Annotated in this window: 15 protein-coding genes; 9 read left to right on the forward strand and 6 right to left on the reverse strand. The window is 54.9% G+C overall.

The genetic code is table 11. The annotated features are described in order from the left end of the window. Positions 1 to 17 precede the first annotated feature (17 nt). Positions 18 to 1,316, forward strand: a complete 1,299-nt coding sequence (locus tag ACYCZ5_RS04590) for a TolC family outer membrane protein (protein WP_461543597.1) — start codon at positions 18 to 20, stop codon at positions 1,314 to 1,316. Here ACYCZ5_RS04590 and rfbD read toward each other — a convergent pair. From rfbD to ACYCZ5_RS04620, 6 genes are read right to left on the reverse strand one after another with little or no spacing between them, the layout of a single operon-like run. Then, positions 1,301 to 2,224, reverse strand: a complete 924-nt coding sequence (gene rfbD, locus ACYCZ5_RS04595; RefSeq protein WP_461543598.1) for a dTDP-4-dehydrorhamnose reductase — start codon at positions 2,222 to 2,224, stop codon at positions 1,301 to 1,303. The two genes, ACYCZ5_RS04590 and rfbD, sit on opposite strands and share 16 nt — an antisense overlap. Then, positions 2,221 to 2,766, reverse strand: coding sequence for a dTDP-4-dehydrorhamnose 3,5-epimerase (rfbC, locus tag ACYCZ5_RS04600; protein ID WP_461543599.1), 546 nt, complete (start codon positions 2,764 to 2,766; stop codon positions 2,221 to 2,223). The genes rfbD and rfbC overlap by 4 nt, the downstream gene beginning before the upstream one ends. Before the next feature lies 1 nt (position 2,767). After that, entirely contained in the window at positions 2,768 to 3,640 is an 873-nt protein-coding gene (gene rfbA, locus ACYCZ5_RS04605) for a glucose-1-phosphate thymidylyltransferase RfbA (protein WP_461543600.1), read from the reverse strand. Continuing rightward, positions 3,637 to 4,704 carry a dTDP-glucose 4,6-dehydratase gene (gene rfbB, locus ACYCZ5_RS04610; protein ID WP_461543601.1) on the reverse strand — a complete coding sequence of 356 codons (1,068 nt, stop codon included), beginning with the start codon at positions 4,702 to 4,704 and terminating at the stop codon, positions 3,637 to 3,639. The genes rfbA and rfbB overlap by 4 nt, the downstream gene beginning before the upstream one ends. Before the next feature lie 32 nt (positions 4,705 to 4,736). Beyond that, positions 4,737 to 6,011, reverse strand: a complete 1,275-nt coding sequence (waaA, locus tag ACYCZ5_RS04615; RefSeq protein WP_461543602.1) for a lipid IV(A) 3-deoxy-D-manno-octulosonic acid transferase — start codon at positions 6,009 to 6,011, stop codon at positions 4,737 to 4,739. Next, positions 6,008 to 7,060 carry a glycosyltransferase family 9 protein gene (locus tag ACYCZ5_RS04620; protein ID WP_461543603.1) on the reverse strand — a complete coding sequence of 351 codons (1,053 nt, stop codon included), beginning with the start codon at positions 7,058 to 7,060 and terminating at the stop codon, positions 6,008 to 6,010. The genes waaA and ACYCZ5_RS04620 overlap by 4 nt, the downstream gene beginning before the upstream one ends. A gap of 116 nt (positions 7,061 to 7,176) precedes the next feature. On the opposite strand from ACYCZ5_RS04620, the gene ACYCZ5_RS04625 reads away from it, so the two are divergent. The 8 genes from ACYCZ5_RS04625 to ACYCZ5_RS04660 are packed head-to-tail and all read left to right on the forward strand — an operon-like array spanning position 7,177 to position 14,634. Then, the gene (locus ACYCZ5_RS04625; RefSeq protein WP_461543604.1) at positions 7,177 to 7,530 is read left to right on the forward strand and encodes a MarR family EPS-associated transcriptional regulator; all 354 of its coding nucleotides are present in this window, start codon (positions 7,177 to 7,179) and stop codon (positions 7,528 to 7,530) included. A 3-nt stretch (positions 7,531 to 7,533) separates the two neighbouring features. Continuing rightward, positions 7,534 to 8,523 carry a WxcM-like domain-containing protein gene (locus ACYCZ5_RS04630; protein ID WP_461543605.1) on the forward strand — a complete coding sequence of 330 codons (990 nt, stop codon included), beginning with the start codon at positions 7,534 to 7,536 and terminating at the stop codon, positions 8,521 to 8,523. Continuing rightward, positions 8,520 to 9,638, forward strand: coding sequence for a DegT/DnrJ/EryC1/StrS family aminotransferase (locus ACYCZ5_RS04635; RefSeq protein WP_461543606.1), 1,119 nt, complete (start codon positions 8,520 to 8,522; stop codon positions 9,636 to 9,638). The genes ACYCZ5_RS04630 and ACYCZ5_RS04635 overlap by 4 nt, the downstream gene beginning before the upstream one ends. A 28-nt stretch (positions 9,639 to 9,666) precedes the next feature. Beyond that, complete coding sequence (pgl, locus tag ACYCZ5_RS04640; RefSeq protein WP_461543607.1) at positions 9,667 to 10,353, forward strand: 6-phosphogluconolactonase; 687 nt, start codon at positions 9,667 to 9,669, stop codon at positions 10,351 to 10,353. After that, positions 10,337 to 12,130, forward strand: a complete 1,794-nt coding sequence (locus tag ACYCZ5_RS04645) for an ABC transporter ATP-binding protein (RefSeq protein ID WP_461543608.1) — start codon at positions 10,337 to 10,339, stop codon at positions 12,128 to 12,130. The genes pgl and ACYCZ5_RS04645 overlap by 17 nt, the downstream gene beginning before the upstream one ends. Next, positions 12,111 to 12,884 (forward strand): HpcH/HpaI aldolase family protein, encoded by a 774-nt coding sequence (locus ACYCZ5_RS04650; protein ID WP_461543609.1) that lies wholly within the window; start codon positions 12,111 to 12,113, stop codon positions 12,882 to 12,884. The genes ACYCZ5_RS04645 and ACYCZ5_RS04650 overlap by 20 nt, the downstream gene beginning before the upstream one ends. Continuing rightward, the gene (locus ACYCZ5_RS04655; protein WP_461543611.1) at positions 12,881 to 13,648 is read left to right on the forward strand and encodes a 3-deoxy-manno-octulosonate cytidylyltransferase; all 768 of its coding nucleotides are present in this window, start codon (positions 12,881 to 12,883) and stop codon (positions 13,646 to 13,648) included. The genes ACYCZ5_RS04650 and ACYCZ5_RS04655 overlap by 4 nt, the downstream gene beginning before the upstream one ends. Continuing rightward, positions 13,645 to 14,634 (forward strand): class I SAM-dependent methyltransferase, encoded by a 990-nt coding sequence (locus tag ACYCZ5_RS04660; protein ID WP_461543612.1) that lies wholly within the window; start codon positions 13,645 to 13,647, stop codon positions 14,632 to 14,634. Before ACYCZ5_RS04655 ends, ACYCZ5_RS04660 begins: the two co-directional genes overlap by 4 nt. Positions 14,635 to 14,642 lie beyond the last annotated feature (8 nt).

A 14,642-nucleotide genomic window follows, 5' to 3' on the forward strand; every position in this document is an offset into this window, starting at 1 on the left:
TTCTAATGGAGCACACTATGAAACCGTCCAGAACCATCTTGAGCGCGCTACTGGCGGCAATGTTCGTCGCGCCGGCTTCGGCGGCCGATTTGATCGATATCTACCGCGCCGCCCAGACGCAGGACGCGGTGTACGCCGCCGCGCGCGCGGCGCAGCAGGCCGGGCAGGAAAAGCTGAGCCAGGGCCGTGCACTGCTGATGCCCAGCGTCAACCTGAACGCCAACACAGCGTACAACGACGTGAAGGCACCCTACGGCGCCAACAAATACAACAGCCACGGCTATGGCGTGACGGTCACGCAGCCGCTGTTCCGCGAGCAGAACTGGGCCGCATACAACCAGTCCGAGTTGCAGGTCGTCATCTCCGAGGCACAGTTCAAGGCCGCCCAGCAGGACGTCATCCTGCGCAGCGCGCAAGCCTATTTCGACGTACTGATCGCGCAGGACACAGTGCAACTGATCGTGGCGCAGAAGTCGGCCATCTCGCAACAGCTGGAACAGGCAAAGCGCAATTTCGAAGTGGGCACCGCCACCATCACCGACACCCACGAAGCACAAGCCCGTTTCGATCTGACCCTGGCTCAGGAATTGGCCGCTGCCAGCGACCTGGAAGTGAAGCGTCATAATCTGCAGCAGCTCATCAATGCGGATGTGCCGGTGTTGAATGTACTGGGTGCAGGATTCAATCCAGTTGCCCCGGAGCCCGCCGATGCACAGAAGTGGATTGAGGATGCCAAGCTCAACAACGTGCAAGTCAAGATCGCCGAGGCGGCCTACGAACTGGCGGATGAAGAGGTCGCGCGTAATCGCGGCGGCCACCTGCCGACGTTGGATCTGGTCGGTAGCTATTCCAAGAACACCGGCTGCGCCTTCACCACTTGCGGCGAAACGCGTAGCACATCGGTCGGTCTGCAGCTGAACATGCCACTGTTCCAGGGCGGTGCGACCCAGTCCAAGTGGCGCGAGGCGGATGCCAACCGCGAGAAGGCCAAACAGGATCTGGAGAATGCCCGTCGCAATGTGGCAGTGCAGACGCGTCAAGCCTATCTGGGCGTGGCGACCGGAATCGCACAGGTGCAGGCGCTGCAGCAGGCGTTGAAATCAAGCGAGAGTCTGCTGGCCGCCAGCAAGCTGGGTCAGGAAGTCGGCGTGCGTACCAGTCTGGATGTGCTCAATGCGCAACAGCAGATGTACTCGACACGGCGCGACCTGTATCAGGCGCAATACAACTATCTGGTCAGCAACCTGCGTTTGAAAGCGGCAACGGGGAATCTTCAGGAAGCGGATCTGGAGCGGGTGAATCAGGCGCTGCGCTGAGCAGCGTCAACTGGCGGGGTCGCGAGTAACAGCTGCAGGCACTCTGCCAGATCCTCTTCCCACTGAGGCAGAGACAATCTGAAATCAGAACGTATCTTCTCGGTCGCCAGCACCGAATTCGCCGGCCGTACAGCCGGTAGCGGATATTCACGGGTGGGGATGCCTTGGATGGCCAGGGGTTTGTCGCGTAGCGCGCGGTCATGCAAGCAAGCAAGCCGCACGATCTCTTGCGCATAGTCATACCAGTTGGTACTTCCAGCTGCAGTGAGATGGTAAAGCCCTAGCTTGGAGTCATCCGGCCGCACCATGAGCTGCTGCAGCATGCTAGAAGTGCATTGCGCCAGTAACCTTGCCCAAGTCGGCGCGCCGAACTGATCGTTCACGATGCGCAGTGCATCGCGCTCCCGCGCCAGCCGCAGCACCGTCTTCACGAAATTCCCGCCGTGCACGCCATACACCCAGCTGGTGCGCAGTATGAGATGCCGACCGCCGACCGCCTGTATCGCCTTTTCGCCGGCCAGCTTGGTCTTGCCGTAGACGCTCTGCGGATTCGGTGTGTCGTGCTCGGTGTACGGTGCAGCCTTGGTGCCGTCGAATACGTAGTCAGTCGAATAGTGGACCAGCAAGGTATCAGATAACTTCGCCTGTTCAGCCAGGATGCCGGGTGCGGTGCCGTTCACGGCCTGCGCCAGATCGGGCTCGCTCTCGGCCTTGTCAACCGCTGTATAGGCGGCCGGATTGACGATGATGTCGGGGCGGTGTTGCCGCAGTGCGGTGCGGATCGCGTCGGGGCTGCCCAAGTCGAGTTGTTGGCGCGTCAGGGCGACGATCTTGCCCAGCGGTGCCAGTGCGCGCTGCAACTCCCCGCCGACCTGACCGTTGGCACCGGTGAGCAGGATGGTCTTCAAGCGAAAACTTCCGCTTCGCGTAGGGGCTTGCCCAGTGCGTCCTTGGTCGACAGCAATGGATCTCCGGTGAGCGGCCATTCGATATTCAATTCCGGATCGTTCCACAGGATGCAGCGCTCGTGTTCCGGTGCCCAGTAGTCAGTGGTTTTGTACAGGAACTCGGCATACTCGGAGAGCACTAGGAAGCCATGCGCAAAACCCTCGGGTATCCACAGCATGCGTTTGTTCTCGGCACTGAGGTTGACGCAGACTGCTTGGCCGAAGGTGGGGGAGTTCTTGCGAATATCGACAGAGACATCGAATACTTCTCCGGCGGTTACGCGTACAAGTTTCCCCTGTGTCTGCAGCAACTGGTAGTGCAAGCCGCGCAATACGCCTTTTGCTGAGCGCGAGTGATTGTCCTGTACGAACTGAATAGGATGCCCGACAAGCTGCTCAAACTTGTGCTCGTTATAACTCTCGTAGAAAAAACCGCGTGCGTCACCATACACATCTGGGTCGATGATCAGCACCTCGGGAATGGCGGTGGCGAGCGCTTTCATGTCAGAACTTTTCCTTTAAGATGGAGAGCAGATATTGGCCATAGCCGTTCTTGGCGAGCGGTTGCGCCAGCGCCTCCAGGTCTGCGCGAGAAATATAGCCGCGTCGATAAGCGATCTCCTCGGGGCAGGCAATCACCAGCCCTTGTCTCTTTTGCAGTGTTTGAATGAACAGCGAGGCATCCATCAACGAGTCATGCGTACCGGTGTCCAGCCAAGCGCTGCCCCGCCCGAAAACCTTCACATCCAACCTGCCGCGCTGCAGATAGATCTGGTTGACAGTTGTGATCTCAAGTTCACCGCGGGCAGAAGGAATGATGGACTTTGCGATGTTAACGACTTCGTTGTCGTAGAAATAAAGTCCGGTAACCGCATAGTTTGACTTCGGAACCAGCGGCTTCTCTTCGATGCTAAGAGCCTGACCATTGATATCAAAATCAACCACGCCGTAACGCTCCGGATCGGTTACGCGATAAGCGAAAACGGTCCCCCCCTCCTGCTTGCTGGAGGCGGCAGAAAGCAATTGTTCGAAGCCGTGGCCGTAGAAGATGTTGTCGCCAAGTACGAGCGCGCAACTGTCGCTGCCAATGAAATCTTCACCAATGATAAACGCCTGCGCTAAACCATCCGGAGATGGTTGAATGGCGTAGGAAAGGTTGATGCCCCACTGGTGACCGTCACCCAACAGTTGCTCGAAGCGCGGTGTGTCCTGCGGAGTGGAGATGATGAGGATGTCTTTGATCCCGGCCAGCATCAGCGTGGTCAGCGGGTAGTAGATCATCGGCTTGTCGTAAATCGGCAGCAGCTGCTTGGAGACAGGCAGCGTCACCGGATACAGGCGGGTGCCGGAACCGCCGGCGAGGATGATGCCTTTCATGTCGCGCTCCTGTTTGTGTAGTTCTGCTGCACCCAATTTTGGTAATCACCACTGGTGACACCCTGCACCCAATCGGTATTCGAGAGATACCACTGAACGGTCTTGCGCAGGCCGGTCTCGAAAGTCTCCAGAGGTTTCCAGCCCAAGTCCTTGGCAATCTTGCTGGCATCTATCGCGTATCGCATATCGTGCCCAGGTCGGTCAGCAACATAGGTAATGAGCTGGTTATGTGGCGCACCTTGGGGATGCAGTTCATCCAGAATGCTACAGATAGTCTGTACCACCTCCAGATTAGTCTTCTCGTTCCAGCCGCCGATGTTATAGGTTTCGCCCAGCTTCCCCTTCTCTAGCACGATCCGTAATGCCCGCGCATGGTCATCCACATATAGCCAGTCGCGGATGTTGTCGCCCTTACCGTAGATCGGCAAAGGCTTGCCGTTGACGGCATTCAGGATAACCAGCGGGATGAGTTTCTCGGGAAAGTGATAGGGGCCGTAGTTGTTGGAGCAGTTGGTCGTCACGACAGGCAAGCCATAAGTGTGATGCCATGCTCGAACCAGATGGTCGCTGGAAGCCTTGCTCGCGGAATAAGGTGAGTTCGGTTCATAAGCCGTTACTTCCGTGAAAAAGCCTTCGTCGCCCAAACTGCCATACACTTCATCGGTGGAGATATGGTGGAAGCGGAAGCCGGCTTTTTTATCACCTTCAAGGTTGTTCCAGTGGTTGCGTGCCGCCTCCAGCAGGGTATAGGTGCCGAAGATGTTGGTCTGGATGAACTCGGCCGGGCCGGAGATGGAACGATCCACATGCGATTCGGCGGCCAGATGCATCACCGCGTCCGGCTGGTGATCGCGGAACACGCGCGCCACTTCGGCGGCATCGCAGATGTCCACTTTTTCGAAAGCGTAGCGAGGGTTGTCCGACACAGAGGCCAGCGACTGCAGGTTGCCGGCATAGGTCAGCTTGTCGATGATGACGACATGGCAATCGGCATCGTTGATGAACTGCCGCACGACAGCAGAGCCGATGAATCCGGCACCGCCGGTGATGAGTATTTTTTTCATGAATTGGATTTTACAGGAAACAAAATGATCGCTTAAGAGATATGCAGCAGTGCGTCACCGACAAAGTTTACCGCACGCTCAGTTGCACCCTGATTACTGTTGACGAAATGCTCGCCGCAGCGTCCCATCTCTCGCATGTACGGCGGATCCTGCAGCAGAATTTTCACCTGATGCATGAGCTGAAGGGCATCCTGCACCCTTATGGCTGCCCCGCCACTTATGGCGAGAGCAGTCGCTTGTGCGAAGTTGAAGGTATGGGGGCCGATCAGTACAGGCTTGCCGACAGCACAGGCCTCTATCAGATTTTGTCCTCCAAAAGGTAGCAGGCTACCACCGATAAAGGCGACATCACAGGCGGCATAGTAGGCGAACATCTCGCCCATGCTGTCACCCAATACCATCTGCGTATCGGCAGCGATGGGCTCATTGCGGCTGCGGCGCTGCAGGCGGAATCCGTGCTGCTCGATCAGGGCGGCTACTTCGTCGAAGCGTTGCGGATGGCGCGGTACGATGACCGTCAGCAAATCATTTACGGTAGCTTCCTTCAGCGCTTCCAGCAGCAATATTTCTTCACCCTCCCGTGTGCTCGCGGCGAGGAATACCGGGCGCGTCTCACCGAAGCGCTCGCGCAGGTGACGGCCGAGTTCGAGTTGTGCGGCCGGCGGGGCGATGTCGAACTTAAGGTTTCCCATCACTGTCGCGGAATGGCCGCTCAGCGAAGACAGACGCAGCGCGTCGTCTTCGGTCTGTGCGGCGATGAGTGTGAGTGCATGCAAGCCGTCATGGGTCAGCTGCGGGTAGCGTGCATATTTGCTCGCTGAGCGTTCGGACAATCTTGCGTTGAGCAACAACAGCGGTGTCTTGGTGCGCTGGCATGCGTGGATCAGGTTGAACCACACTTCGGTTTCCAGCAATACACCGACCTGCGGCCGGAAATGCTGCAGGAAGCGGCGCACGGCAAAGGAGTAATCGTAAGGCAGGTAGACGCGCAGCACATCGTCGCCATACAGATGCTCGCTGGTGGCTCGCCCGGTGGGGGTGGTGTGGGTGAGCAGGATTTGATGTTGCGGGTAGCGTGCGCGCAGTTCTTGCACCAGTGTGGCGGCGGCGCGCGTCTCGCCGACCGAGACGGTGTGCAGCCAGATCACGGGTTTGTCGCTGCGGACGCGGTAACGACCGAAGCGTTCGCCGATGTGCTGCAAATACTCCGGTTGCTTGCGCGCGCGCCACAGCAGATGCAGCAGGGCATAGGGCAGCAGCAACCACAGCAGCAGGGTGTAGGCGTGGCGGTTGTCGAGCAGCCTCATATCAAGTCACCCAGTGCGCGTGACAATTGCTGCATCACGTCCTCGACCTCGATCAGCGCCATCGCGCCGGAATGGTGCACGCGTGTGTTCCAAGGCAATCGTGCGGGGTCCTTGCCGAGGTACTCGCGCACAGCCTCGTCATAACGATCCACGCAATAGGTCGTGCGCTGGTAGGGGCCGGTGAGTCGTGCGGGCGCGACGGCATAGAGGCCGACGACCGGCGTATCGACGGCACGCGCGAGATGCACGGCGGCGGTGTCCGGGGCGATCAGGACATCCGCCTCGGCGAGCACGGCGGCCAGCTGTTTCGGGGTGGTCTGGCCACACAGGTTCAGCGTGTGCGTGGGGGCGACCTGGGCCAGTCGTTCACATATCGTGCGCTCGTCGGCCGAGTTCCCGCCGGTGATGACGATGCCGCAATCGAAGTATTTGACCGCCAGTTCGATCACTTTGGCATAACGCGGCGTCAGCCAGTTGCGCTCGGCCTTGCTGGAGACGGGGTGCAGGGCGAGCAGCGGGCGCGGCAATGTGGCGGTCTTCTCCCGAGCCCATGCCTGTTCGGCCTGAGTGAGCGGTAGCGCCCATTCTGCTTGAGCCTGCGTGCCAGTCAGCTCGGTCACGAACGCGAGGAAGCTGTCGACGAGATGGTCATTCTTGAACGGGATGCTGCGGTTGCAAAACAGCCATTGCAGCTCGCGGGCACGGGTGCGGTCAAAGCCGATCTTGAGCGGAGCGTGCAAGGCCGGATAGAGCAGGTTGATACGCAGGTTGGCCTGCATCGCCAGCACCGCATCGAAACGATGTTCGCCGAGCAGGCGATAAAAGGCGCGAAAGTCGGACAGGCTGTGTGGCTTGTCCGTCACTAAAAAGTCCACGCCCTTCATGCCTTCCAGCATGGCGAAGCCGAGCGGACTGGTGATGCAGGTAAGTCTGGCATCCGGCAGCGCCTGTTGCAGTGCACGCACTGCAGCTGCGGCTAAAACCACATCGCCCAATGCGGAAAAACGGACGATGGCAATGTGCGGCGAAGTAGGGAGCAGAGCGGTCACGTGCCATATTCTGAGGAGTCAAGGCAGCATTGTAGCCAAATCCCCCGTTCCTTGGCTTGACACGGTTCGTTCTGGCCTGTTGTAATGCCGCCCGTTCAACGATTGAACACAGGCGAATGCTCGACGAAAACACACACTACACGTTGCTTAAGGCACTGGAAGAGAACCCCGGTCTGTCCCAGCGCGATCTGGCGAAGAAGCTGGGCATCAGTCTTGGCAAGGTAAACTATTGTCTGAATGCGCTAGTTGAAAAGGGCAGTGTGAAGATCAACAACTTTCGCAAGAGTGACAACAAGTTGGCTTATGCCTATATTCTTACGCCTCAAGGGCTCGAAGCACGGGCAAAAACAACGACTCACTTTCTTAGGCGAAAGATTCTTGAATATGAGCTATTGAAGGCTGAAATTGAAGAGTTGCGACTTGAATCAATGAAGGTGAGTGGGCAGACGACTGGTGAAGATAGAGCTTGAAAAATGAACAGAAAGACTCAAAGAGCGGAGATCGAATTGAGCTGTGAAATCCATCCCCTAGCGGATGTGCAAACAGAAAAAATTGGGCAGGGATCGAGAATCTGGCAATTTTGCGTGGTATTGGCCGGCGCAGAAATTGGGAGTGGTTCTAATATATGCGCTCATGTCCTGATTGAGAACGATGTCATAGTCGGCAATAACGTCACGGTAAAGAGCGGAGTTCAGTTGTGGGATGGCATAAGGGTGGAGGACGACGTATTTATCGGCCCCAATGCCACCTTTACTAATGATCGTTTTCCACGCTCCAAGGTTTACCCCAAAAAATTCTTGCAAACAGAAATAAAAAAAGGTGCCTCCATCGGCGCTAACGCCACCATCATGCCGGGCGTAACTGTAGGAGAAGGGGCGATGGTCGGCGCTGGCGCAGTAGTGACAAGAACTGTCCCACCCAATGCCATTGTTGTTGGGAATCCGGCGCGCATAATCGGCTACACGGACACGGACACGGCAACAAAAGCTGAGCTTCCTGAAGAGGAAGATATTCCAAATCGCTCTGCCCCTTATAGTGATGTAACACGGGTAAATGGTGTTGCTGTGCATCGCTTTCCGCTCATTGCTGATATGCGAGGCAATTTAACAGTTGGGGAGTTCGAGCAACACATCCCGTTTGTGCCCAAGCGATATTTCATGGTCTTTGATGTGCCTAGCAAGGAGGTGCGAGGTGAACATGCGCACCATGAATGCCATCAGTTCCTGATTTGCGTGCGCGGAAGTTGCGCAGTCCTTGCGGATGATGGTTGCAACCGCGCAGAAATATTGCTGGATGCTCCGGATAAAGGGGTGTATCTGCCGCCGATGATATGGGGTGTGCAGTACAAATATTCAGCCGATGCTGTTTTGCTGGTATTTGCCTCGCATCACTACGATGCGGGAGACTACATCAGGAATTATTCAGAATTCCTAAATGAAATCAAACGACGGCCTACAAAATGAACGTCCCTTTCCTAGATTTGAAATCAACATATTTAGAGCTCCGTGCGGAGATCGACTTGGCGATGAGCCGTACTCTTGAATCGGGATGGTATGTTCTTGGTGGCGAGGTGGATGACTTTGAAGCGGAATTCGCAAGTTACTGCGGAGTGCGCCACTGTGTCAGCGTTGCAAATGGACTGGATGCGCTGCATCTGGCATTGCTGGCGATGGGCGTAGGCCCTGGGGATGAAGTTATCGTGCCAAGCAATACATATATTGCAACGTGGTTGGCGGTCAGCCAGTGTGGGGCAACACCAGTTCCAGTGGAGCCGGATATTGGGACATACAACATCAATCCCATGGATATTGAGCGCGCGATAACCCCGCGTACGAAGGTAATTTTGCCTGTTCATCTGTACGGACAAGCTGCAGACATGGACGCCATACTAGATATTGCAAAAAAACATGGACTGAGAGTGCTGGAAGATGGCGCGCAAGCTCATGGGGCAAGATATAAAGGCAAACGAATCGGGGCTCACGGTGATGTCGTGGCATGGAGCTTTTACCCCGGCAAGAATCTTGGTGCATTTGGTGATGGTGGTGCAATAACCACGAATAATGCAGAGTTTGCTGACCGTATCCGCGTGTTGCGTAACTATGGCTCCAGAGTGAAATATGTAAACGATGTAAAAGGCTTCAATAGCCGGCTGGATCCTTTGCAGGCTGCCGCTTTGCGCGTGAAGTTGCGGTATCTGGATGAATGGAATGATCGCCGAAAGGCAATCGCAGGCCGATACAGGGCTGGCTTTGAGGGCACGGGGCTTACTTTACAGCATTCTCCGGAATGGTCGGATTCGGCATGGCACTTGTTCGTTGTACGTCATCCCCGGCGTGATGCCCTGCAAAAAATCCTGACAGAAGCTGGGATCGGGACACTGATCCACTATCCGATCCCCCCGCATAAACAGCGTGCCTATGCAGATATTGGAATGGCGGCTGAGGCTTTTCCGCTGGCTTCCAGAATTGCAGACGAGGTGTTGAGCCTTCCTATCGGACCGCATCTCTCTTCCGAACTTGCCGACGAAGTCATCAGTGCTGTGCGTAGTGCATGCGAACAGCTCAAGTCCGGTGAATGAACGAAGTCGGCTGCCACTAAAACAAACAATGTCACTCCACATTCATCGATTTCCTGCCCAAGATTGGGCGGCATCTTCTGCTGAGCTTATCCAGTTGGCAGTCTTGAGTGTTCTTCATGAAAAGCCGGAATGTTGCGTTGTGCTGACAGGGGGGCGAAGTGCAGCAAAAATGTATGCTGAATGGTCGGGGATTCCGAGCTTTCAAAGATTGCGGAATGTGGCATTCTGTTTCGGTGATGAAAGATGTGTCGAGCCCGAGAATAGCGAAAGCAACTACGGCATGGCCATGAATTCCTTGTTTGCTCGAGGAGTCCCTCATGACTGCCAAATATTTCGCATGGAGGCAGACGCTGACGATATTGAAGCTGCGACAGCGCGCTATGAAACAAAACTCCCGAACAATGTGGACGTGCTAATTCTTGGGGTTGGTGAAGATGGTCATATAGCGTCACTATTTCCTCATGATGGAGTATTAGGAGAGCATCGTCGTAAGGTTGTGGCAATCAATAACTCACCAAAGCCGCCTGCCGCACGCATGACGATTACCCCGGACGTGGTCGTTTCCGCTAGGCAGGTATTCATCCTTGCATTAGGAAAGAGCAATGTTCTGGAGCGTGCCATGGTTGCGCCTCTGGATATAGACGTCATGCCTGTACGGCTCGCAGCCACAGCCCACTGGCTGCTAGAGGAAGAAGAAAATGATGGAAAAAACTGAATTTCTCGAAAAGTACAGGTATGTGATGCGTGGCCAGGAGCGCCATCTCATTACAATCGTAGCGCTATATTTCTTGATGGCATCGCTGGATATATTGGGCATTGCCCTAGTCGGACCGTTTGTTGCAGTTGTGGCCAATCCGGAGCTTGTCGAGCGGATTGGTGCAATCAAATGGCTATTTTCAGCCTTGGATATGGAAGCGGGATCGCTCAACGCCATCACTCTCATCGGAGGTGCTTTGGTGTTGCTGTTCATTTCAAAGGGCATACTTGCCGTGACCATGCAGCATAGAGTTTATCGTTTTGGATTTCATTTCCGAGCAGAGTTGGTCGAGAGATTGATGCGTGCATATCTAAACATGCCCTATCAGTTCTTTCTTGAGCGAAACAGTGCCGCAGTGATTCAGGCGATCATTGATCACACAAAGATTACCGTAGACGACCTTGTCCTTCCTTCGTTGCGGCTGATGTCCGATCTGATCACATTGCTGTTGCTATTTGGTTTCCTGTGCTGGATCAGCCTTTCTGCTGTTGCGTCGTTGGGGCTGATGCTGGGGCTGGCGGCGCTGGTGTATGTGAGGTTCGTGCGACCAAGGGTCAAGCGGGCAGGGCAAATGGTGGCTAAGGCGAACGAGAGGGTCATTCGCGGTGTTAACGAAGGTATTAGCGGCATCAAGGAAATTAAGGTCTTGCGGGTAGAAGGCAAGATGACGGATGCAGTAGCGGAAGCGGCGCATAGCACTGCGGCTGCACAAACATATTTCTACACCATGCTTCAAGCTCCGCGCAGTCTGATGGAAGTTGTGCTGATCCTGTTCGTAGTGTTCTTTTCCATCATTGCAATCAGCATGGGGCAGGCCGGAGCCAGTTTGATACCCGTCCTTGCAACTTTCGGCGTAGCCAGTATTCGGGTGTTGCCTTCCGCAATCTCCGCAAGTTCCGCTATGGCGAGCATGAACTACTCGGCACATGCGCTGAATAGCCTTTACGAAGACCTTCATTCCGTAGCTGATGCAAAATCAACCGATGCCATTTTGCCTGGCATGCAAGAGTCGCCGGTGGCCGCAGAATTCGAAAAACTTGAGATACAAGATCTGTCTTACTCATATCCAGGCGCAAGCCGAAGCGCCATCAACGGCATATCATTGCGAGTCACCAAGGGACAGTCCATCGGTTTGATTGGTGAGTCTGGGGCAGGAAAAACCACGTTAGTTGATATACTGCTCGGCTTACATCCTTTTGATGCGGGGTCGTTGCGAATAAACGGGAAAGATGTCCAAGAGTTCGGGTGGCCACAATGGCTGGATCAAATCGCCTATATCCCACAATCGCCGTTCCTGGCCGATGACACGTTGGAAAAGAACGTTGCCTTCGGAATTCCGGATGCGCTCATCGAAAGACCCCGTCTTGAAGAGGCGCTACGTGCGGCACAACTTGATGCGTTGCTGCTCAGGCTTCCTGAGGGGCTATCCACCATGCTGGGTGATCGTGGCATAAGGCTTTCGGGTGGCGAGCGGCAACGTATTGCATTGGCGCGAGCTTTCTACCATAACCGCAACGTGTTCATCCTGGATGAGGCAACTTCTGCATTGGATATGGAAACCGAGCGACAAGTGATAGAGGTGATCAATAGGCTGCATGGCGAAAAGACGTTGATTGTCATCGCACACAGGTTGGCCACAGTGCAGGAATGCGACGTGATATTTAGAATGCGCGAAGGTAAGGTCGTGGAATCAGGAAGTTATGAAGAGGTGGTCGGTGAAAAGCAAACAACTTAAATCCAAACTTAAACGAGGCGAGGCAACTGTCGGGTCTTGGATCACTCTTGGTCATCCTGGCATCGCCGAAATTCTGGCGCGAGCTGGTTATGATTGGTTGGTGGTAGATCTTGAGCACAGCGTGATCACGATCGATGTTGCCGCTGACTTGATTCGAGTCATCGATCTGTGTGGTGTAGCACCGCTGGTCCGTCTAACATCGAATAATCCGGACCAGATCAAACGAGTCATGGATGCCGGTGCTCACGGCATAGTGGTTCCGATGGTGAATACCGTCGCAGACGCCGAGCGAGCGGTTAGTGCGGTCAGATATGCCCCTGAGGGAACGAGAGGTGTGGGGTTGGCGCGTGCACAAGGTTATGGCGTTGAGTTCAAGGAATATCTTGAATGGCAAAAGGACGGAGTCACGGTCATAGTTCAAATCGAACACAAGGATGCGCTGGCACATCTTGACGAGATACTAACCGTGCATGGTGTCGACGGATTCATCATTGGGCCATACGACTTGTCATGCTCTATGGGGCTGCCGGGACAGTTTGAACATCCAGAGTTCGTTGCTGCGATGGATCAAATATTGGCAACTGGCGCCAGACTTGGCATCCCGGCCGGCTTACACATCGTCGAACCCGATAGTGAGCGGCTGGCACAATCAATTCGCCAAGGTTATCGGTTCATCGCATACAGCGTAGACATTCGCTTGCTGGATGTCAGTGCACGTCAGGGAATCAATCACATCAAGGACTTGATCAAATGAAAGCCATAGCAATCCTACCGGCCCGCATGGGAGCGACTCGATTCCCTGGCAAGCCATTACATCCGATCAACGGCATTCCGCTGATTGGGCATTGTTACTTCAGAACCAAGTTGGTCCCCGGCCTTGCGGCGACCTATGTGGCGACATGTGATCAGGAGATTGCAGATTATGTAACAAGCATAGGCGGAACGGCCGTCATGACTTCGACTAAGCACAATCGCGCTTCAGACCGTACCGCTGAAGCGATGCTGAAAATCGAACAAGAAACCGGGGAACACGTTGATGTCGTAATCATGGTGCAGGGGGACGAACCACTCATCTTGCCGGAGACCATTGCCGAGACGCTGAATCATTTTGCGGACCCAAGTGTGGAAATCGTCAACATTATGTCGCGACTGAAAACACGCGAACAGTTTGAAGACAAGAACAATGTCAAGGTCGTAGTGAATCAGAACGGTGATGCGATGTACTTCTCTCGTGAACCCATCCCCTCGCCGTGGAAGGGGATTGATCAGCACCCCATGTACATGCAGGTCGGCGTGATTGCCTTCCGCCGCGATGTACTGATTCGCTTTAATAGCATGCCGGAATCAACTCTCGAAATAATCGAGTCGGTTGATATGAACCGCGTGATTGAAGCCGGCGGAAAGATACGTATGGTCCTGACCGAGGCGACGACCATTGGTGTCGATACGCCGCAAGAGGCGGATGAGGTGGGGCGCATACTGGAAAACGATCCATTGTTTGCTAGTTATTCGAAATGATGAAAGAAAAAGATATACGGCCTGAAGCGCTGTTAAACCGGTATCTTGAATTGAGTGCCGGGGATGCAGAGCGATGCTTTTCTGGAGTGGGCCGAGAAGCATTGGATTGCGTTGCTTGCGGTTCATCAGACCTTCAGCCGGAATTCGAGAAAAATGGATTCGGTTATGCCACTTGTAAGGGCTGTGGCACCCTTTTCCAGGCTCCCCGGCCTCCGTTAGCCGCATTTGAGGCTTTCTACCGTGACTCTGAATCCAGCCGCTACTGGGCTGAGCAGTTCTTCCCGGCTGTAGCTGAAGCGCGCAGAGAGCGAATATTAAAACCGCGTGCCGAGCGGCTGGCCAAGATGTGCGATGCCAATGGTGTCAGCGTAGAAAAATTGATAGATGTGGGCGCAGGGTACGGCATCCTGCTCGACGAATGGCGAAAGCTGCGGCCGGAAACAGCATTGCTGGCCATTGAGCCTTCTGAAGTATTGGCTGCCGAGTGCCGCGCCAAGGGCTTTGACGTAGTAGAAGATATCGCCGAGAACGTCACTAGCCATCGCGCGCATGCCGACCTGACTGTTTGCTTCGAAGTGCTTGAGCATGTATTTGACCCACTGTCGTTCATCAAAACGCTAGCTGGGCTGACGCGTCCTGGCGGATGCGTGTTTGTTAGTACGCTGGGTGTGGATGGTTTTGATATCCAGACCTTGTGGCAAGATTCAAACAGTATCTTCCCGCCTCACCACATTAATTTCCTGTCCGTCCGGGGATTTCGCAGCTTGTTTGAGCGCGCCGGCTTGGAGATCATTAGCATCACTACACCGGGAGTGCTTGATGTGGATATCGTGCGCAATGCTTGGCGTCGTAACCCGGCCCTTCTTGAAAAGCAGAGGTTTATTCAACATTTGCTATCTGATGAACAGAATGCTGCCGCATTCCAGGAATTCCTGGCCAATAACTGCCTGAGCTCCCACACTTGGGTGCTTGCAAGAAAATCGTGAGAAGGAGC

This window comes from Sideroxydans sp., assembly GCF_054604835.1.